Genomic DNA, 18,244 nt, shown 5'->3' with positions numbered 1-18,244 from the left:
AGGCCGTGCATAGCGCCGGTCATCATGTTGACCCAGCGATCCCGTTACGCGCTCCGCGCGATGATATTCCTGGGCGGTGCGCCGGCCGGAAGCCCACCGATCCCGATGACGCGGATCGCCGCCGAGGCGAACGTCCCGCGCAAGTTCCTGGAACTGATTCTAGCCGACCTGCGCGAGGCGGGGCTGCTGCACAGCCACCGCGGCAAGATGGGCGGATACTGCCTGTCGCGGCCGAGCCACCTGATCTCGTTGGGCGAGATCATCCGCGTGATCGAGGGTCCGCTGGCGCTGGTGCCGTGCGTCAGCCGGACCGCCTATCGCTCGTGCGGCGACTGCAAGAGCGAAGCCGATTGCGCGATCCGCCACGCGATGATGCGGGTGCGCGACGAGACTGCACGGATCCTCGACGGCACCAGCCTGGCGGACGCGAACGCCGACGAGCTGGTCGCGGCCTGAGACAAAAGTTCGTCACCCCAGCGAAGGCTGGGGTCTCCCGTTACGCGCGCGCACCCTGGCCGCACGAGACCCCAGCCTTCGCTGGGGTGACGGATCGATCAGGGGCGCGACTTCAGTTCGTCGCGGATCTCGCGGAGCAGGGCGATCTCGACCGGCTCGGGGGCCGGCGGCGTCGCCACTTCTTCCTCGCGCCGCAGCCTGGCCGTCTCGCGCTCGATGATCGCCGACGCGCGGTTCACGACGCGCAGGATCATGAAGATGATGAACGCAACGATCAGGAAATTGACCAGCTGCGTCACGAACGCGCCGTAGCCGATCAGCGGGACACCGGCCTTTTTCAGCGCGACGTAATCGGTCGACCCGCTCAGCGCCGCCGGGATTGGCCCCATCACGAGGTAATAGCTGGAGAAATCGAGCCCGCCGAAGATCTTGCCGATGATCGGCATCAGGATGTCGTCGGTCAGCGAACTGACGATCTTGCCGAATGCAGCGCCGATGATCACCGCGATCGCCAGATCGAGCACGTTGCCGCGCATCACGAACGCCTTGAATTCCTTGAGCATGCCCGCCCTCCCCGATGACGCCCCGACGCTAGCCGCCGATTTCGGTTTCGCCAAGCCGCCCGGCTGTCCTATGATGCTAGTACAGGCAGTCTGGAGAGCCCCAATGCACAAGTCCCTCGTTCGGTTCGGTGTCGTCATCGCAGCGTCGGCGGCCCTGGGCGGCTGCGGCATCAACAGCATCCCGACCTCCGAAGAGACCGCCAAGGCGCGCTGGGCGGACGTGCAGAACGAGTATCAGCGCCGCAGCGACCTGATCCCCAACCTGGTGGCGACCGTGAAGGGCTATGCCGCGCAGGAGAGCAAGGTGCTGATCGGCGTCAGCGAGGCGCGGGCGCGGGCCGGATCGGTGCGGCTGAGCGGCGACGACCTGACCGACCCCGCCAAGGTGCAGAACTATGCCAATGCGCAGAACGGGTTGACCGTCGCGCTGAGCCAGCTGCGGCCGTTGCAGGAACAATATCCGGACCTCAAGTCGAATGCGAACTTCCTCGCGCTGCAGAGCCAGCTGGAGGGGACCGAGAACCGCATCACGATCGCGCGGCGCGACTACAACAGCGCGGTGCAGAGCTACAACACCACGATCCGCACCTTCCCCGCGGCGGTCGGCGCGAAGATCTTCTACGGCGCGAAGCCGATGGTGCCGTTCCAGGCGACCACGCCCGGCGCCGAGACCGCGCCCAGCGTCAGCTTCGGCAACGCGAGCTGACGCCGATGTGGCGGTTCGCCCTGCTGCTGGTCGCGACCGTCGGCGGGATCGGCACGGCGGACGCACAGACCTTCCCGAAATTCACCGGGCTGGTGGTCGATGCGGCGAACGTCATTCCCGACGATCAGGAAGCCGCGCTCAACACCCGGCTGCAGGAGCTGCAGAAGACCACCGGCAACCAGCTGGTGGTTGCGACGATCCCGAGCCTAGAGGGCTATGCGATCGAGGATTACGGCTATCGCCTCGGGCGCGCCTGGGGTGCCGGGCTGAAGGACCTCAACAACGGCGCGATCCTGATCGTCGCGCCGAACGACCAGAAAGTGCGGATCGAGGTCGGCTATGGCCTGGAGCCGGTGCTGACCGATGCGGTTTCGAGCGTGGTGATCAACCAGCAGATCCTGCCGCGGTTCAAGGCGGGCGACATGGCGGGCGGGATCGTCGCGGGCGCCAACGCGGTCGCCGACCAGCTCGCACTGCCCGACGCCGAAGCGCGTGCGAAGGCGACCGCGGCGGCAGCGCAGTATGACAAGACGCATCGCACCCAGGCGCAAAGTGGCGGCGGAGTACCGTTCGGGCTGATCTTCTGGCTGATCGTGCTCGCGGTCATCGTCGTGCCGATGATCGGACGACGCGCGCGGGGACGCCGGTACGGCGGAGGCGGCGGCGGCAGCAGCTGGCCGATCGTGCTGTGGAGCGTCGCCAACGAGATCGGTCGATCCGGCGGAGGCGGTAGTGGCTGGAGCGGTGGCGGCGGCGGTAGCGATAGCGGCGGAGGAGGCTGGATGGGCGGCGGCTTCACCGGCGGTGGCGGCGGATCGTTCGGCGGCGGCGGCGCATCGGGGAGCTGGTGACATGCGACTGAGCAATCTCGATCACGACCGCGTCACCGCCGCGGTACGTGCGGCCGAGCGCGACACCGACGGCGAGATCGTCACGATCGTCGCGGCCGGGTCCGACCCCTATCACGACGTCTCGCTGCATTATGCGGTACTGGCGATGCTGCTGGTGCCGGCGTTGCTCGCGTTCCGGCCGGCGATCGCCGAGGCGGTCTATGCGCGTGTAGACCCCTGGGAGCAGCCGCCGGCGGGCGCGCTGTTCGGGATCGTGCTGATCCTAATGGTGCTGGTGTTCCTGCTGGTACGGCTGGTGCTCGCGCATGCTCCGCTCAGGATCGCGGTGACCCCCGGCCCGACCAAGACCCGGCGGGTGCGACGCCGCGCGCTGATGCTGTTCCGCGCCGGCGCCGAGAAGCGCACCAAGGGCGCCACCGGCGTGCTGTTGTACCTCTCGATCGCCGAGCGCCGTGCGGAAATCGTCGCGGACGACGCGATCCACAGCCGCGTGCCGGCGGAAACCTGGGGCGAAGCGATGGCGGCGGTGCTCGCCGGCGTCCGCGACGACCGCCCCGGCGACGGCATGGCGGATGCGGTGGCGCGGATCGGCCTGGTCCTGACCGAACATTTCCCGAGGAGCGGCAAACCCGTGAACGAACTTCCCGACCGATTGATCGAACTGTGAGCGAGACCGTCTGGCAGGGCCGCTATCTGACCGTCCAGAAGGAAGGGTCGTGGGAATATGCCGCGCGTGCCGGGGACATCGCGGCCGCGGTGATCGTCGCGATCGACGACGGCCATGTCCTGCTGGTCGAGCAGTACCGCGTCCCGATCGGCCGCAACTGCCTCGAACTGCCGGCGGGGCTGGTCGGCGACGAGACCGCGGGCGAGAGCGTCACGGTCGCGGCCGGGCGCGAGCTGGAGGAAGAGACCGGCTACCGTGCCGAGCGGATCGAGGATCTTGGGGTGTTTTATTCCTCGCCGGGGATGACGTCGGAGTCGTTCATGCTGGTGCGGGCTTCGGGGCTGACCAGGGTCGGGGCTGGCGGCGGGGACGCGCAGGAGAATATAACGGTGCACCGGGTCGCGCTGGGGGATGTGCCGGCGTTCGTGGCAGCGAAGCGCGCTGCGGGGGTGGCGGTGGATGCGAAGATGGTGCTGATTTTGGCGGGGTCGATTCTGTAGGGGCCACCCTTGATCACGTCCCCCTTGGCACCACCCCGGCGGCGGCCGGGGCCCAGTTGGGAAGGCCGCTGTAACAGCGCGCTTTCCTTCACCACATACGTCCCCCAACTGGGCCCCGGCCTCCGCCGGGGTGGTGTTGGGGTTTGGGGGTTCGGTCGTTCGGTCGTTCGGGTTAGCGCGCGACCCAAACCTTGTTCCCCCGCGAAGGCGGGGGCCCAGGCTGGGCCCCCGCCTTCGCGGGGGAACAAGCTTACTGTGGGGCAGTCGGGGCGGTTTGGTCAGAGCCCGCTCACCCCTTCCGCCGCGTCTCCCAACCCTTCTTCGCAGCAGCAGACCGATCCGCCGCACTCCGCGCGCCGGCCTTCCGCCCGCCCCGCTCAGCGGAAGCATGCGTATCCGGCCTCCCACGACCCGAGCCGGACTTGTTGCCGCCCCCAGAATCCTTGTTGACCGTCGCCCAGGCGCGCGCTTCCGCCTCGTCCTTGGGAACGCCGCGCTCCTCATAGCCTTGCTCGATATGCTCGGCCTTGCGCTTCTGCTTGTCGGTGTACGCGCTTTTGTCACCCTGCGGCATCATGGCTCTCCCGTCTGGAGCAGCCACAACGCGCGAGGGTTAGCGGCCGATCCAGTCCGCGAGTTCGGTCGCGACCTGGTTCGCGGCCTGGTTGATCCCGGTCGCCGCCGATGCCGCATCGATCGTCGTGATCGGCACCCGCGCCTCGAAGCGGTGCTTCTCGACCGTGGTCTTGCCGGCACGGGTCAGGGAGGCATCAAACGTCACCACCGCTTCGCGGGTGGTCGCGTCGAGGCCGAAGTTGCGGAGTTCGCCGGCCAGCTGCGCGCTGGGATCGCCGACCGACTGGATCGTCGACAGCACCACCAGCCCGGTACGCGCCGCGATCGTGTCGGACGACAGCCGCGCGAACAGCCGCGCCGGCGGTTCGGCCCATTGCGCGTTCGGGACGTAGGCGATGCTGGTCGGCGTCGCCTGTACCGGCACGCGCGCGGTCGCCAGCGCCATCGGCGTGGTCGGGACCTGGATGGTGATCGACTTCGCGACCGCCGAATCCTGGTTCTGGCCGACCGGCAGCACCGACTGGCTGGTCAGTGTCAACAGCGTGGGCGGCGGTTTCGCGCCGAAGCTGATGCAGCCGGCCAGCGGGAGCATGGCGATCAGGATGAGTGGTGTCTTCATGGCGTGCCTCACTTACCCTTGTAGTCCGGGAGCTTCTGCTGACCGATCAGCGAACTCGCCCCCTGCTGGTCGACCTTTTCCGCGACCGACGACAGCGCCGCCGCAGTGGTGCGCAGGTCGTGGACAAGACGGTTGGCCTCGGGGATCGTCGTCTTCGAGAACGCCTGCAGCCCCGGCCGCGCATCGCCGATCGCGGCGTTGAGGGTATCCGCGCTGGTCTGCGCCGACACGATCGCCTTGTTGAGGTTCGCCATCGCCGGCTTGACGTCCTCGGAGAGCACGCCGTTGGTGGTCTTTGCCAGCACCCCGAACTGCTGCGCCGCGTCGCCCGCCTGCTGGATCGCGACGCGGGTCTGCGCCAGCGTCGCCGCGATCTCGGGTCCGCGATCGGCCAACGCGTTGGTCAGCCGGTTGGTGTTGTCGAGGATGCCGGCGATAGACGCCTGGTTGCGGTCGGTCAGCAGGCCGGTCAGCCGCTCGGTCAGCGTCGACAGCCGCTCGAGCAGCTGCGGCGCGGAATTGAGGATCGCGCCGAGACCGCCGAGCTTGGTCGGGATCACGGGAACGCCGTACGGGCACTCGGTCGGCGTGCGGACATCGGGGCAGCCGATCGCGGGCGCACCCTTGCGCGCGCCGTCCAGCGAGATTTGGCTGACCCCGGTGAAACCAACGCCGGAGATCGATGCGGTGGTACCCTGCAACACCGGCGTGTCTTCATTCACGCTGATGCGGACGCGGACGAACTGGGGATCGTTCTTCCACAGCGAGATCGCCTTGACCTGCCCCGAGGGCACGCCGGAGAACGTCACAGCAGAACCCCGCGCGAGACCGTCGACCGACTGGCGGAAGAAGATGTCGTATTCCTTCTCCGCGGTGCCGCCGAGCCGCGCGATCCACACGGTGAAGAGCGCCAGCACCGCGAGCAGGATCAACACGATCGCTCCGACGAGGACATGGTTCGAACGGGTTTCCATCAGCGTGCCTCAGACTTGATCGACGCCTGTTCGGCGGCGTGATGTTCCTGCGTCGCGACCGCGGCGCGACCGCGCGGTCCCTTGAAATATTCCTCGATCCACGGATGGTCGAGCGCGATGAGTTCGTCGATCGTCCCGACTGCGATGACCTTCTTGTCGGCCAGCACGGCGACGCGGTCGCAGATCGCGTACAGCGTATCGAGGTCGTGCGTGATCAGGAACACCGTCAGGCCCAGCGTCTTCTGCAGCGACTGGGTCAGCGTATCGAACGCCGCCGCACCGATCGGGTCCAGGCCCGCGGTCGGTTCGTCGAGGAACAGCAGTTCGGGATCGAGCGCGAGCGCGCGCGCTAGGCCGGCACGCTTGCGCATGCCGCCCGACAGCTCGGCGGGATATTTCGGCGCGGCGTCCGCCGGCAGCCCGGTCATCACGACCTTGTACCCGGCGATCTCATCGAGCAGCGCCTGGTTGAGATCGGGGTAGAACTCCCGCAGCGGCACTTCGACGTTCTCGGCGACGGTCAGCGTCGAGAACAGCGCGCCGCCCTGGAACAGCACGCCCCAGCGCTTGCGGATCTCGACCGCCTCGGTCTCGTCGCGGTCGATGTTGGATTCGCCGAACACGATCACATCGCCCTCGTCGGGACGCTGCAACCCGATGATCGAGCGCATCAGCACCGACTTGCCGGTGCCCGAGCCGCCGACCACGCCGAGAATCTCGCCGCGCCGCACTTCGAGGTCGAGGCCTTCATGGACCACCGAGTCACCGAAGCTGTTGCGCAGCCCCTTCACCGAGATGACGATGTCGCGGTCGTCTTTCACGTCCTGTTGCGCCATCAGTTCCACCCCAGCCAGGTGAAGAACACCGCGAAGAACGCGTCGAGCACGATCACCAGGAAGATCGCCTGGACCACCGCAGAGGTGGTGCGCTTGCCGACCTGCTCCGAATCGCTCTCGACCAGCATGCCCTGGAAGCACCCGGCGACCGCGATGATCGCACCGAACACCGGCGCCTTGATCAGGCCGACATACAGGTCGGTAATCGGGACGACCTCGCGGATGCGCTGGACGAAGGTGATGGGCGGCACGCCGATCGTGACCCACACCAGCAGGCCGCCGCCGATCAGCGCGATCATCGATGCGTAGAAGCCGAGCAGCGGCATCAGCAGCACTGCGGCGAGCGTACGTGGCAGGACCAGCGCCTCTAGCGGCGAGACCCCGATCGTGCGCATCGCGTCGATTTCCTCGGTCAGCTTCATCGTGCCGATCTGCGCGGCGAACGCCGAACCCGATCGCCCTGCGACCATGATCGCGGTCATCAGCACGCCCATCTCGCGCAGCGTCAGGCGGCCGACCAGGTTGATCGTGAACACCTCCGCGCCGAACTGGCGAAGCTGCACCGCGCCCTGCTGTGCGATCACGACGCCGATCAGGAAGCTCATCAGGCCGATGATCGCCAGCGCCTGGACGCCGACCGATTCGAATTGCTGCACCACCGCATCGAAGCGGAACCGGCGTGGATGACGGATGACCGCCAACAGCGCGAGTGTGGTCGCGCCCATGAAGCCGACCAGTCCGTACATCGTGCGGAAGGTAAGGACGACAGCATCGCCGATCTCGCCAAGCACGCGGTTGAACGCGTTGGTCTTGACCGGGCGCAGCGCGATCGGCTGATCCGCGGCGACGACCTGGTCGAACAGGTGCTGGTCGTTCTCGTCCAGGCCTTCGATAGTGGCGTCGTTGCGGGCGGCGAAGCGGTGGACGACCCAGGCGCCGATGGTGTCGATGCGGTCGACCCCGCTCAGGTCGACGCGCTTGACGGCGCCGCCATCGACGGCCTCGAGTCTATCAGGCAGATTGCCAAGGCGGGCCAGCGACAAATTGCCGGTGAACCGCAACGTTCCGCCATCGGCGGTGTCCTGCTGGAAATCGGCCATAGCGCTCATCGCGGGCACCTTTGCGGCAAAGTCGCTGGATCGGCAAGGCGAATGCGGCGTAAGTTGAAGCGATGACCACACGCCTAGCCATCTACGACATGGACAAGACGATCACGCACGCGCCGACCTGGACGCCGTTCCTGATCCACACCGCCAAAAACCGTGCGCCGTGGCGCCTTGCGCTGATCCCGTTCGCCGGGTTTGCCGCCGCCGGCTATGTCGCGCGGCTGATCAGTCGGGGACGGCTGAAATACGTGATGCAGCGGATGATGCTGGGTAAGCAGATGACCGAGGCGGAGGAACGCCGCGCGGCCGATGCGTTTGCCGACCGGGTGATGGCGGACCGGGTGTTCGCAGGCGCGCTGGCGCGGATCGCCGCGGATCGCGCCGCGGGATACCGGCTGGTGATGGCGACCGCGTCGTACCGATTCTATGTCGAGGCGATCGCCAAGCGTCTGGGTTTCGACGCGGTGATCGGCACCGAGAGTTTGCGCGGACCGGATGGGCAACTGCTTGCAGGGATCGATGGCGAGAATTGCTACGGGCCGGCGAAACTGCGGATGATCGAGGCTTGGATGGCGCGCGAGGGGATTTCGCGGGAGGAGGCGCATGTGCGGTTTTACTCCGACCATGTGTCCGATGCGCCGACCTTTGCGTGGGCGGACGAGCCGTTCGCGGTTAATGCGCATGGGCCGCTGAAGCTGCTTGCCGCCGCGAAGGGGTGGCCTATGCCGGATTGGGAGCGGTAGTTCATCGGCACCGTGGTCGGAACTACCTAACTCCTTCGTCGCCCCGGACCTGGTCCGGGGTCCATCGTTCCGCGAACTCGGTGGTCCGGGGTTTGCGGAACCATGGATGCCGGAACAAGTCCGGCATGACGAAATCGGGGTTACATCGTGACGTCGATCGCGTGGATCACGACGCCGACCAGTCCGCCGACCAGCGTGCCGTTGACGCGGATATATTGCAGGTCGCGGCCGACTGCGTTCTCCAGCCGGCGGGTGATGGTGTCGGCGTCCCAGCCGCGGACGGTTTCCGACACCAGCCGGACGATGCCGTCGCCGTAATCCGCCGCCACGCCGACGATCGAGCGCCGCACGAAGCGGTTGATGGTGTGGGACAGCCGGGGGTCGTGCTGCAGCGTCTCGCCCAGCTGGCGCAGGATGTCGCCGAGCTTGCCGTTCATCGCCCGCTCGGGCTCGCGCGCGATGTTCAGCAGTGCACCGCGGGCCTGTTCCCACAGTCCGTCGAGCCAGCGCTGCATCGCGGGATTGTCGAGCAGCTCGCTTTTCATCGCCTCGACCCGGGCACGGACGCGGCGGTCGTGCTGGAGGTCCCAGGCGAGGCGGTCGAGCCCTTCCTCCAGCTTTAGTCGCAAGGGATGCTCGGGGTTGTCGATCATCTCGGTCAGCAACTTGTCGAGCCCGTCGATCAGCTTGTCCGCGACCGTGGTGTCGAGGCCGGTCCAGCGCAGGATCGAACCCGCACGGTCCTTGACCATCGCGCGGATCAGGTGATCGTTCGACGCCAGCGCCTTGGCCGACCAGCGGATGCCGCCTTCCAGCAACGGCGTATGGCGCCCCTCGGCGATCGCGGCGTTGAGCAGCTGGCCGAGGATCGGTGACACCTCGGTCTGGCGCAGCCGCGCGCCGATGCCGGCCTTGACCATGCCGCCGAGCCGTGCGGGATCGAGGCCTTCGAGGACCTGCGCGACCATCTTCGAGGCGCCCTGGCGGAAGCGCCCCCCTGCCCCCTCCGGCGGATCGGTCAGCCAGCGCGCGATCGCGCCGGCAACGTCTAGGCGCCGCATCCGCCGTGCGATGACGACGGGGATCAGGAAGTTGTCGCGGAGGAACTGCGCCAGCGTGTCGCCGATCCGGTCCTTGTTGCGCGGCACGATCGCGGTGTGGGGAATCGGCAGGCCGAGCGGATGCCGGAACAGCGCGGTCACCGCGAACCAGTCGGCGAGCCCGCCGACCATTGCCGCCTCGGCAAACGCGCGGACGAAGCCCCAGCCGGGATGCACCGGCACGAGCGACCGGCTGACGAGGAATACCACCGCCATCAGCAACAGCAGGGCGGTGGCGACGATCCGCATCCTGACGAGTGCGGGCGGAGCGGCTTCGGCGGCCGGGCGCGCGCGGGGGAGTATCATAGCTTCAACAATCCCCGAGCGCGGGGATTGTTCAAGCTTGATCATTCGGCGGGCTGGGTCGAGTCGCCGAGCTTTGGCGTCGCAGGCGCGAGCGCCGGGCGCGCTGGGGGGCCTTCGATCACGGCGCCGCCGTCGCCGGGGCGATAGGTGATCAGGCGGCTGCCGAGACGGCGCCCGATCGCGCGTTCGACGCCGACCGCCAGGCTGAACCCCGCCGGGACGATCAGGAGCGTCAGCAGCGTCGACAGCGTCAGCCCGCCGATCACGGTCACGCTCATCGGCGCGCGGAACGATCCGTCGCCGGTGATCGACAGCGCGGTCGGGATCATCCCCGCGACCATCGCGACCGTGGTCATCACGATCGGCAGCGCACGTTTGTGCCCGGCGTCAATGATCGCCTCGGTCTTGGGCATCCCCTTGCCCATCTGCTCGAGCGCGAAATCGACCAGCAGGATCGAGTTCTTGGCGACGATGCCGAGCAGCATCAGCAACCCGATATACACCGCCAGCGACACCGACATCCCCGCGATCCACAGCGCCAGGCACGCGCCCAGCGGTGCGAGGAACAGCGAGCCGAGGTTGACGAACGGCGGCAGGAAGCGGCGGTACAGCAGCACCAGCACCGCAAACAGCAGGAAGAAGCCCGACGTCACCGCGAGGATGATGTTGGTGACCAGCTCGGCCTGCATCTTCGACTGGCCGACGCTCAGCCGGCTGACGCCCATCGGCAGATGCTGCACCGAATAAAGCGCATCGATCTGCTTCTGCGCATTGCCCTGCTTGACCCCCGGCGACAGGTCGGCGCCGATCGTCAGCTTGCGCTGCTGTGCGTTGCGGTCGATCTGCGTCGGGCCAGCGCCGAAGCCGATTTCAGCGACGACCTTCAACGGCACCGACCCCCCGGTCGAGGTCGTCACCGGCAGGTTCTCGATCGTCGACAGCCGCTCGCGCGCGGTCGCGGCGAGCGCGACGCGGATCGGAATCTGCCGGTCGTTGAGCGAGAAGCGCGCGCTGTTCTGGTCGATGTCGCCCAACGTTGCGATGCGGATCGCGTTGGACAGCGCGCTGGTGGTCACGCCCAGATCGGCGGCGAGGTCCATCCGCGGCCGGATGACGATCTCGGGCCGTTGCAACCCGCCTTCGGTGCGCGGCGCCTGCAGCGAGCGCAGCTTCGACATCTCCTCGACGATGCCGTCGGCGGTCTTCGCCAGCAGCACGGGGTCATCGCCACCCAACGTCAGGCTGATGTCGCGCGAGCTGCCGCCCCAGCCATTCTGGTTCTGGAACGAAACCCGGGCGTCCGGGATCAGCGCGAGCTGCGGCGCCAGCCCACGTTCGAACTGCACGCTGGTCTGCTTGCGATCGTCGGCGAGCTGCGCGGTTACCCGACCACGGCCGACGAACGCGCGCTGATAGACCGAGGTCACGATCGGCTTCTGCCGCGCGAGCAGATTGGCGACGCGCGTCGTGACGGCCTCGCTCTGTTCGAGAGTCGAACCCGGCGGCATGTCGATCGTCACCGTGCTGCGGTCGTTGTCCTGCTGCGGCTGGAACTCCTGCGGCAGCTGCATGAAGATCGCGACCGTGGCGACCAGCGCGCCGAGGCTGATCAGCACGATGTAGAAGCGATGATCGAACATCCGCGCGAAGACCCGCCGGATGCCGCCCTTCGCCCGCGCACGCTCAACACCCGTTTCATCGAGCGTCCAGTGCAACACGCGCATATAGGCGCGCATGACCCGCCCGTCGGGCGCATCGCCGTGGCCGAAGGGTTTCAGGAAATAGGCCGCGATCATCGGCGTGATCAGTCGCGCGACCGCGAGGCTCATCAGCACCGATGCGACCACGGTCAGGCCGAAATTCTTGAAGAACTGGCCCGAAATGCCGGGCATCACCGACACCGGCAGGAACACCGCGACGATCGACATCGTCGTCGCCAGCACCGCGAGGCCGATCTCGTCGGCGGCGTCGATCGATGCCTGATAGGCGGTCTTGCCCATCTTCATGTGCCTGACGATGTTCTCGATCTCGACGATCGCATCGTCGACCAGCACGCCTGCGACCAGGCTGAGCGCCAGCAGCGTCATGCCGTTGAGGCTGAACCCCATCAGGTCCATGAACCAGAAGGTAGGGATCGCCGACAGCGGGATTGCCAGCGCAGAGATCGCGGTGGTCCGCCAGTCGCGCAGGAACAGCCACACCACGATCACCGCGAGCACCGCGCCCTCGATCATCGCGTGGATCGCGGTCTCATATTCCTGTTCGGTATATTTGACGCTGGTCGACAGCAGCTGGAAATGCACGCTCGGGTTGCGGACCTCGAGCTCCTTGAGCTTCTTCTCGGCCTCGCGGAACACGGTGACGTCCGACGCGCCCTTCGAGCGCTTGAAGTCGAAACTGACGACCTGGTGGCCGTTGAACGCCGACCGCGACGTCTGCTCGGCGTAAAGATCGCGGACGTCGGCGATGTCGGCGATACGGATCGTGCGACCGGCACCGACGCTGATCTGGGTCTGGCCGAGCTGATAGGCGTTCTTCGCGTTGCCGAGCACGCGGACCGCCTGTTGCGATCCGGCGATCTCGGCCTTGCCGCCGGTCGCGTTGACGTTGACCGCGCGCAGCACCGCGTTGATCGCGTTGGCGGTCAGCCCCTGCGCCTGCAGCTTGACCGGATCGAGGATCACGCGGATCTCGCGGCTGACGCCGCCGTTGCGCTCGACCCCGCCCATACCGGGGATCGAGAGCAGTTCCTTGCTGACGGTGTCGTCGATGTACCAGCTGAGTTGCTCGACGGTCATGTCGCTGGTGATCGCGGAGAAATTGGCGATGTCGTTGTCGGTGGTGTCGACCCGGCCGATCTGCGGCTCGAGGATACCGTCCGGCAGGTCGCTGCGAATCTGGGTGATGGCGTCGCGAAGGTCGTTGACCGCGCGGTCGATCGGTGCGCCGATCTTGAGCTGGACGACGGTCTGCGAGCTGCCCTCGGTAACGGTCGAGCGGATCTCGTCGATGCCCTGCAGCGTGCGCGCGGCGGCCTCGACGCGCTTGGTGACCTGAGTCTCCAGCTCGCTCGGCGCAGCGCCGGGCTGGCTGATCTGGACATAGGCGACGGGGAAATCGATGTCGGGGTCGTTGTTGACGTCCATCCGCATGAAGCTGACGATCCCCGCCAGCGTCAGCGCGATGAACAGCACGATCGGCGGGACCGGATTGCGGATCGACCAGGCGGAGATGTTGCGGAAGTTCATCGGCCTAGCTTTCCATCTTGCGGACGATCGGCTTGACCTTCTGACCGGGTGTCAGGAAGGCGGCCGCGGCCATCACCACGCGCTCGGTACCGGCGAGCCCGCTCTTTACCGAAACGCCGGCATCGGTCGTCTGCCCGACGACGATGTCGCGGCGCACCGCCTTGTTCGCGGCGTCGAGGACGTACACGAAATTGCCGCGGGTGTCGCTCTGCACCGCCGATTCGGGGAGCAGTGGCGCAGCACTCGACCCGCTCTGGATCGAGGCGGCCGCAAAGCCGCCGGGGCGGAGCGCCGCGTCGTAGGTCAGCGCGACGCGTGCAATGCCCTGACGGGTCGTCGGATCGATGATCGGCGAGACCTGCCACACTTCGCCGGCAAAGCTCCGCACCGAGCCGACCGGTGTCACGGTGGCACGCGCGCCGGTTTTCAGCCCGGCGAGATCGCTCTCGCTCATCATGGCGCGCAGCTCCATCTGTCCGCCCATCGCCATCCGGAACAGCACGCCGGACCCCGAACTGACGATCTGGCCCGGCTCGACGCCGCGGGTAAGCACCAAGCCGGCGGCGGGGGCGCGGATATCGAGGCGACCGTTGCGCGCACGCGCCTCGGCCAGCGTCGCCTGCGCGACCTTCACGCGCGCCGATGCGGCGTCGCGAGTCGCGGCCTTGCGTTGCAGGTCGGCCTTCGAGATGAAACCGCGGTCGACGAGCTGCTGGGCGCGATCGAGTTCGGCCTGCGCGATCGATTCGTCGGAGCGTGCGACGTTGACCGATGCCGCGAGACTCGCCGCGGTCTGCGTCTGCACCGAGCGATCGACCGTGGCCAGCACCTGGCCGGCGGCGACCCACTGGCCGGGTTCGACCAGCACGCGCGTGACCATGCCGCCCTCGCCCGCCACGCCGACCGGCATTTCGCGGCGCGCGGCCAGCGTTCCGGTGGTCGAGATGGTGCGATCGATGGTCTGGCGACCGGGCACGACGACGGTGACGCTGGGGACGCTTTCGGTGACCGGGCCGGTGGGCGCGGCCTTCTTGTGGCCGAAGACATAGGCCGCGATCGCGATCGCCAGCACGACGACGATCACCGCGATGATGATGTTGCGGCGGCGGTTCGACGGTGGCGGCGTCAGATCGCTCAGCAGCACCTGCTCGTCACTGCCACTGATCGTCTGGGTCTCGTAATTCATGCGCGTCGCCATCCCCGTCCGAATCGCGGCGTTCGACACCCGTCGTCGCCTAGATCCCAAGCTGTGTTATCTGAATAGGTCACCGCGCTCAAGCCCCGGTGCGCGGCCGCCGAAGTCATGCAACGAATTTGGATATCCCACAACGTTCAGCTTGCGTTGACCTGCCGTCGCCCAAGACCGCATGTACTGTGTTACCGGGAGAGCAAAATGAAGACTGTATCCATTATCGGCGCACTTGCCGCACTGCCCCTCGCGGTTGCCGCGACTGCACAGACCACGCCCAGCGTCGCGCCGATGGTACCGGCGACCGGCACCGTACTCGACGTGACCGCCGAGGGCCGCACCACGCGGGTGCCTGACGTCGCGACGATTCGCGCCGGCGTGGTCAGCCAGTCGGCGACCGCCGCGGCCGCGCTCAGCGACAATGCGCAACGCATGACCAAGGTGCTGGCCGCCCTGAAGCGCGCCGGCGTCGCCCCGCGCGACATCGCCACCGCGACGGTCGGGCTGAGCCCGCAATACCGCTATGCCGACAACCAGCCGCCGGTGATCACCGGATACCAGGCGACCAACAGCGTCAGCGTGCGCTTTCGCGACGTCGCGAAATCGGGCGCGATCCTCGACGCGCTGGTCGGCGAGGGCGCGAACCAGATCGACGGGCCGAACCTGTCGATCGACCAGCCCGATGCCGCGCTGGACGAGGCACGGGCGGATGCGATCAAGCGCGCCAAGGCGCGCGCGGACCTGTACGCGAAGGCGGCGGGTATGCGCGTGACGCGGATCGTGTCGATCGCGGAGAATGGCGAGAACGCCGGCGGATCGCCGCCGCCGATGGTCTTCATGGCCCGCGCGGCAATGGCCAAGGACAGCACGCAGATCGCCGCGGGCGAGAAGGACGTCACGGTCACGCTGTCGGTGCGGTTCCTGCTCGACTGAGCTGTAAGTAGCGGTCCTGCAGGGACGTCGGAGCGCTGGTTCGCTGGCGGCCTTCGTCTCTTGCGGGACCGCGTAGACTGAAGTTTCCAATGCCGAGTGCGATTGCTCCAAGGTGCGGTGGCAATCGCAGGTTGCCCGCCCTGGTACCGGCGTGATCGTCATGATGGTCGATTCGTCCTGGGGCAAGGTCCCAGCGCGTTGCACCAAGTAACCCATTCGTCGGGTGCTGACGAATGACGGTCATCGATGATCGGGCAAAAGTAGATAAAGGGTTGGCGGGCGGGCCGGAACGCGGCAACACACTGCGGCCGCAACTGGAAGGCGCTTGCCGCCGACCGGAATCGTCAGGGGGAAACAGCTTGAACACGATCACCGAAAGCGAACAGTCGAACGTCGAGCGTATCGCGCCGCCAAACGTTGATATCCGCGCGACCGTCGATCAGATGGAGAAGATCGCGCAGTACACGCCGCTGGCGATCCTGGCTTTGCTGGTCGGATTTCCGGTCATCAGCGGCATCCTGCACGGCTCGATCGGCGGGGCGTTGTTCATCGGCTTCATCATGTTCATCGTCGCCGGGTTCGTCATCAAGATCGTCAATGCGGTCGTGATCGGACCGATGCAGACGGTCCGCTACAAGCGCGCCGCGACGACGCTAGCAGGACAGGTGCAGGCGTTGCCGACCCCGACCAGCCTGTGGCGGTCCTGGTGGACGGGGGCGCCGGGCGCGCTGGCGATCACCCGCGATGGTCATGTCGTCATCGTCGATCGCTCGACCGACTATTCGCAGCTGTGGCTGGGCCAGGGCCAGATCGTGAACGTCAGCGTCGAGCGCGAGGCGACCCAGATTACCAACACCAAGCATGGCGGCCGCTTCACCTTCGGCGGCGCGTCGAGTGGTGGCCTGTTCGGCGGGTACACCACCGGGGGCCGGTCGAAGTCGACCACCACCACCGTCGAGACCGCATTCCTGGAAATCCGCTATCAGCTGGAACGCAACGGATCGGTCTACACCTCGGTCATCCCGTTCAGCGCGGATCGCCGCGGCGCCGACGAACTGTGCGCGGCGATCACCCGGATCGAGCATGGTAACTGATATCGCTACGCTGACCTTCGGCCGTACGATCCCGGCCGGTGGGCGGATCGGGTCGTGACGATCTCGCGACGCGAGGCGTTGGCCGGAGCACTGGCCGGCGGGACGATCGCGTTGTCGCCCGACATCGCGGTTGCACAAACGCCGGCCGCGCGCGTGCCTGCCCTGCCCGCGGCCCCGCCGTATCGCCGCGGGTTCGACGGGCAGCGGGTGTCGGATCTCGGCGATGGCCGGTTCCTCAACCCGCTGCTCGCCGGCGACCGACCGGATCCCGCGATCCTGAAGGACGGCGCCGACTATTACATGACGTTCAGCAGCTTCGACAGCTATCCGGGGCTGACGATCTGGCACAGCCGCGACCTGGTCAACTGGAGCCCGCGCACCGCGGCGCTGACCCGTAACATCGGGTCGGTCTGGGCGGTCAGCCTCGAGAAGCACCAGGGCCGCTATTACCTCTATATCCCGGTCAAGGCGCGGCCCAACGCGATATACGTCATCCACGCCGACTCGATCGACGGGCCGTGGAGCGACCCGATCGACCTGAAGCTGCCCAACCATATCGATCCCTGCCACGCGGTCGGCGAGGATGGCAGCCGCTGGCTGTTCCTGTCGGGCGGCGACCGCATCCGGCTCGCCGCCGACGGGCTGTCGACGGTCGGCGCGGTCGAGCACGTCTATGACGCATGGCATTACCCCGAGGACTGGGACGTCGAGGGTTTCGCCGTCGAGGGTCCCAAAATCCACCGCCACGGCGGCTGGTTCTACATGGTGACCGCGGTCGGGGGCACCGCGGGGCCCCCGACCGGGCACATGGTGATCGCGGCGCGATCGCGGTCGATCAACGGGCCGTGGGAACAGCATCCCGGCAACCCGCTGGTCCGCACCGTCTCCACCGACGAGAAATGGTGGTCGCGCGGCCATGCGAGCCTGGTCGAGGCGCCCGATGGCAGCTGGTGGTCGGTCTATCACGGCTATGAGAACGGCTTCTGGACACTAGGTCGCCAGGCGCTGCTCGATCCGATCGAATGGACCGCCGACGGCTGGTTCCGGATGAAGGGCGGCGACCTGTCGCAGCCATTGCCCAAGCCAAAGGGCGGCCGCGCCGGCCCGCACGGCCAGCCGCTATCTGACGCCTTCCATACTCTGGCGCTGGGTTCGAAATGGAATTTCTTCCGCCCCGCCCCCGACGAATCGACACGTGCTCGGGTCGAGGGCGGTGCGCTGATCCTGCAGGGCCGCGGCACCGCGCCGGTAGACAGTTCGCCGTTGCTGCTGACCGCTGGCGACCAGGCCTATGAATTCGCGTGCGACATCGAGATCGCGCCCGGCGGCACCGCGGGGCTGGTGCTGTTCTACGACGACAAGCTGTATTGCGGACTGGGTTTCGACGAGAAGGCGTTCGTCACGCACCAATACGGCATCGAACGCGGCCGCCCGGCCAATCCCAACGGTCGCCGCATGACAATCCGGATCGCCAACAAGCGGCACATCGTCGCGATCCACACCAGCGGCGATGACGGCGCGACCTGGAAACGGTTCGATCGCGGGATGGAGGTGTCGGGCTATCACCACAATGTCCGCGGTGGGTTCCTGATGCTCAGGCCGGGCCTTTACGCAGCCGGCCCCGGCGAGGCGAAGTTCCGCAACTTCCGGTTCCGCGCGCTGCCCGACGCGACGTAGCGGCGCGGGATCGGATTGGGGCGAGTTCGTCCGCCTTCCCGAACGATCGACGTACAACAGGTGACAGCGGTTCGCTTTGGCCTGACACTGCGTGCGCCCA

The 18,244-nt window shown here is 67.3% G+C and carries 18 protein-coding genes; 9 read left to right on the top strand and 9 right to left on the bottom strand.

All coding sequences use genetic code 11. The features are described 5' to 3' along the window. The first annotated feature begins 24 nt into the window (after positions 1-24). On the top strand, positions 25-456 hold the full coding sequence (locus SJY20_RS04395; RefSeq protein ID WP_380785385.1) for an RrF2 family transcriptional regulator: 432 nt from the start codon (positions 25-27) through the stop codon (positions 454-456). 98 nt (positions 457-554) lie between these two features. Here the strand turns inward: SJY20_RS04395 and mscL are convergent, their stop codons facing one another. Further along, positions 555-1,019, bottom strand: a complete 465-nt coding sequence (gene mscL / locus SJY20_RS04390; protein ID WP_380785384.1) for a large conductance mechanosensitive channel protein MscL — start codon at positions 1,017-1,019, stop codon at positions 555-557. 103 nt (positions 1,020-1,122) lie between these two features. Between mscL and SJY20_RS04385 the strand changes: the two genes are divergently transcribed. The 4 genes from SJY20_RS04385 to SJY20_RS04370 are packed head-to-tail and all read left to right on the top strand — an operon-like array spanning position 1,123 to position 3,743. Continuing rightward, positions 1,123-1,725: a LemA family protein gene (locus tag SJY20_RS04385; RefSeq protein ID WP_380785383.1), complete on the top strand. Its 603-nt coding sequence runs from the start codon at positions 1,123-1,125 to the stop codon at positions 1,723-1,725. Positions 1,726-1,730: 5 nt separating this feature from the next. Then, entirely contained in the window at positions 1,731-2,576 is an 846-nt protein-coding gene (locus tag SJY20_RS04380) for a TPM domain-containing protein (RefSeq protein WP_380785382.1), read from the top strand. 1 nt (position 2,577) lies between these two features. After that, positions 2,578-3,243: a TPM domain-containing protein gene (locus tag SJY20_RS04375; protein ID WP_380785381.1), complete on the top strand. Its 666-nt coding sequence runs from the start codon at positions 2,578-2,580 to the stop codon at positions 3,241-3,243. Continuing rightward, positions 3,240-3,743: an NUDIX hydrolase gene (locus SJY20_RS04370; RefSeq protein WP_380785380.1), complete on the top strand. Its 504-nt coding sequence runs from the start codon at positions 3,240-3,242 to the stop codon at positions 3,741-3,743. Before SJY20_RS04375 ends, SJY20_RS04370 begins: the two co-directional genes overlap by 4 nt. Positions 3,744-4,032: 289 nt before the next feature. Here the strand turns inward: SJY20_RS04370 and SJY20_RS04365 are convergent, their stop codons facing one another. Genes SJY20_RS04365 through SJY20_RS04345 form a run of 5 tightly spaced genes read right to left on the bottom strand, consistent with a single transcriptional unit; the run spans position 4,033 to position 7,857 of the window. Further along, the gene (locus SJY20_RS04365; protein ID WP_380785379.1) at positions 4,033-4,317 is read right to left on the bottom strand and encodes a plasmid stabilization protein; all 285 of its coding nucleotides are present in this window, start codon (positions 4,315-4,317) and stop codon (positions 4,033-4,035) included. 39 nt (positions 4,318-4,356) lie between these two features. Then, on the bottom strand, positions 4,357-4,938 hold the full coding sequence (locus tag SJY20_RS04360) for an ABC-type transport auxiliary lipoprotein family protein (RefSeq protein WP_380785378.1): 582 nt from the start codon (positions 4,936-4,938) through the stop codon (positions 4,357-4,359). A gap of 8 nt (positions 4,939-4,946) precedes the next feature. Further along, positions 4,947-5,912 (bottom strand): MlaD family protein, encoded by a 966-nt coding sequence (locus tag SJY20_RS04355; RefSeq protein WP_380785377.1) that lies wholly within the window; start codon positions 5,910-5,912, stop codon positions 4,947-4,949. After that, entirely contained in the window at positions 5,912-6,748 is an 837-nt protein-coding gene (locus SJY20_RS04350; protein ID WP_380785376.1) for an ABC transporter ATP-binding protein, read from the bottom strand. Before SJY20_RS04350 ends, SJY20_RS04355 begins: the two co-directional genes overlap by 1 nt. After that, entirely contained in the window at positions 6,748-7,857 is a 1,110-nt protein-coding gene (locus SJY20_RS04345; RefSeq protein ID WP_380785375.1) for an ABC transporter permease, read from the bottom strand. Before SJY20_RS04345 ends, SJY20_RS04350 begins: the two co-directional genes overlap by 1 nt. 62 nt (positions 7,858-7,919) lie before the next feature. Here SJY20_RS04345 and SJY20_RS04340 point away from each other — a divergent pair, with 62 nt between their 5' ends. Beyond that, a complete protein-coding gene (locus tag SJY20_RS04340; RefSeq protein WP_380785374.1) occupies positions 7,920-8,597 on the top strand; it encodes an HAD family hydrolase in 678 nt (225 codons plus the stop codon). Positions 8,598-8,737: 140 nt separating this feature from the next. Here the strand turns inward: SJY20_RS04340 and SJY20_RS04335 are convergent, their stop codons facing one another. Genes SJY20_RS04335 through SJY20_RS04325 form a run of 3 tightly spaced genes read right to left on the bottom strand, consistent with a single transcriptional unit; the run spans position 8,738 to position 14,437 of the window. Further along, complete coding sequence (locus tag SJY20_RS04335; RefSeq protein WP_380785373.1) at positions 8,738-10,003, bottom strand: DUF445 domain-containing protein; 1,266 nt, start codon at positions 10,001-10,003, stop codon at positions 8,738-8,740. A 41-nt stretch (positions 10,004-10,044) separates the two neighbouring features. Beyond that, complete coding sequence (locus tag SJY20_RS04330) at positions 10,045-13,251, bottom strand: efflux RND transporter permease subunit (RefSeq protein ID WP_380785372.1); 3,207 nt, start codon at positions 13,249-13,251, stop codon at positions 10,045-10,047. A 4-nt stretch (positions 13,252-13,255) separates the two neighbouring features. Continuing rightward, complete coding sequence (locus SJY20_RS04325; protein ID WP_380785371.1) at positions 13,256-14,437, bottom strand: efflux RND transporter periplasmic adaptor subunit; 1,182 nt, start codon at positions 14,435-14,437, stop codon at positions 13,256-13,258. A 207-nt stretch (positions 14,438-14,644) separates the two neighbouring features. Here SJY20_RS04325 and SJY20_RS04320 point away from each other — a divergent pair, with 207 nt between their 5' ends. The 3 genes from SJY20_RS04320 (at position 14,645) to SJY20_RS04310 (ending at position 18,144) form a co-directional block, all read left to right on the top strand. Beyond that, complete coding sequence (locus tag SJY20_RS04320; protein WP_380785370.1) at positions 14,645-15,373, top strand: SIMPL domain-containing protein; 729 nt, start codon at positions 14,645-14,647, stop codon at positions 15,371-15,373. A gap of 359 nt (positions 15,374-15,732) precedes the next feature. Next, complete coding sequence (locus SJY20_RS04315) at positions 15,733-16,467, top strand: hypothetical protein (protein WP_380785369.1); 735 nt, start codon at positions 15,733-15,735, stop codon at positions 16,465-16,467. 54 nt (positions 16,468-16,521) lie between these two features. Beyond that, positions 16,522-18,144, top strand: coding sequence for a family 43 glycosylhydrolase (locus SJY20_RS04310; RefSeq protein WP_380785368.1), 1,623 nt, complete (start codon positions 16,522-16,524; stop codon positions 18,142-18,144). Positions 18,145-18,244 lie beyond the last annotated feature (100 nt).

Source organism: Sphingomonas sp. R86521 (assembly GCF_042466235.1).
Lineage (GTDB): Bacteria > Pseudomonadota > Alphaproteobacteria > Sphingomonadales > Sphingomonadaceae > Sphingomonas.
Note: the sequence above shows the minus strand (reverse complement) of the source record. Positions and strands in the feature narration are given on the sequence as shown.

Coding starts and splice junctions, on each gene's coding strand:
- SJY20_RS04395 (WP_380785385.1), top strand. CDS start 25: ATGTTGACCCAGCGATCCCGTTACGCGCTCCGCGCGATGATATTCCTG.
- mscL (WP_380785384.1), bottom strand. CDS start 1,019: ATGCTCAAGGAATTCAAGGCGTTCGTGATGCGCGGCAACGTGCTCGAT.
- SJY20_RS04385 (WP_380785383.1), top strand. CDS start 1,123: ATGCACAAGTCCCTCGTTCGGTTCGGTGTCGTCATCGCAGCGTCGGCG.
- SJY20_RS04380 (WP_380785382.1), top strand. CDS start 1,731: ATGTGGCGGTTCGCCCTGCTGCTGGTCGCGACCGTCGGCGGGATCGGC.
- SJY20_RS04375 (WP_380785381.1), top strand. CDS start 2,578: ATGCGACTGAGCAATCTCGATCACGACCGCGTCACCGCCGCGGTACGT.
- SJY20_RS04365 (WP_380785379.1), bottom strand. CDS start 4,317: ATGCCGCAGGGTGACAAAAGCGCGTACACCGACAAGCAGAAGCGCAAG.
- SJY20_RS04360 (WP_380785378.1), bottom strand. CDS start 4,938: ATGAAGACACCACTCATCCTGATCGCCATGCTCCCGCTGGCCGGCTGC.
- SJY20_RS04355 (WP_380785377.1), bottom strand. CDS start 5,912: ATGGAAACCCGTTCGAACCATGTCCTCGTCGGAGCGATCGTGTTGATC.
- SJY20_RS04350 (WP_380785376.1), bottom strand. CDS start 6,748: ATGGCGCAACAGGACGTGAAAGACGACCGCGACATCGTCATCTCGGTG.
- SJY20_RS04345 (WP_380785375.1), bottom strand. CDS start 7,857: ATGAGCGCTATGGCCGATTTCCAGCAGGACACCGCCGATGGCGGAACG.
- SJY20_RS04340 (WP_380785374.1), top strand. CDS start 7,920: ATGACCACACGCCTAGCCATCTACGACATGGACAAGACGATCACGCAC.
- SJY20_RS04335 (WP_380785373.1), bottom strand. CDS start 10,003: ATGATACTCCCCCGCGCGCGCCCGGCCGCCGAAGCCGCTCCGCCCGCA.
- SJY20_RS04330 (WP_380785372.1), bottom strand. CDS start 13,251: ATGAACTTCCGCAACATCTCCGCCTGGTCGATCCGCAATCCGGTCCCG.
- SJY20_RS04325 (WP_380785371.1), bottom strand. CDS start 14,437: ATGAATTACGAGACCCAGACGATCAGTGGCAGTGACGAGCAGGTGCTG.
- SJY20_RS04320 (WP_380785370.1), top strand. CDS start 14,645: ATGAAGACTGTATCCATTATCGGCGCACTTGCCGCACTGCCCCTCGCG.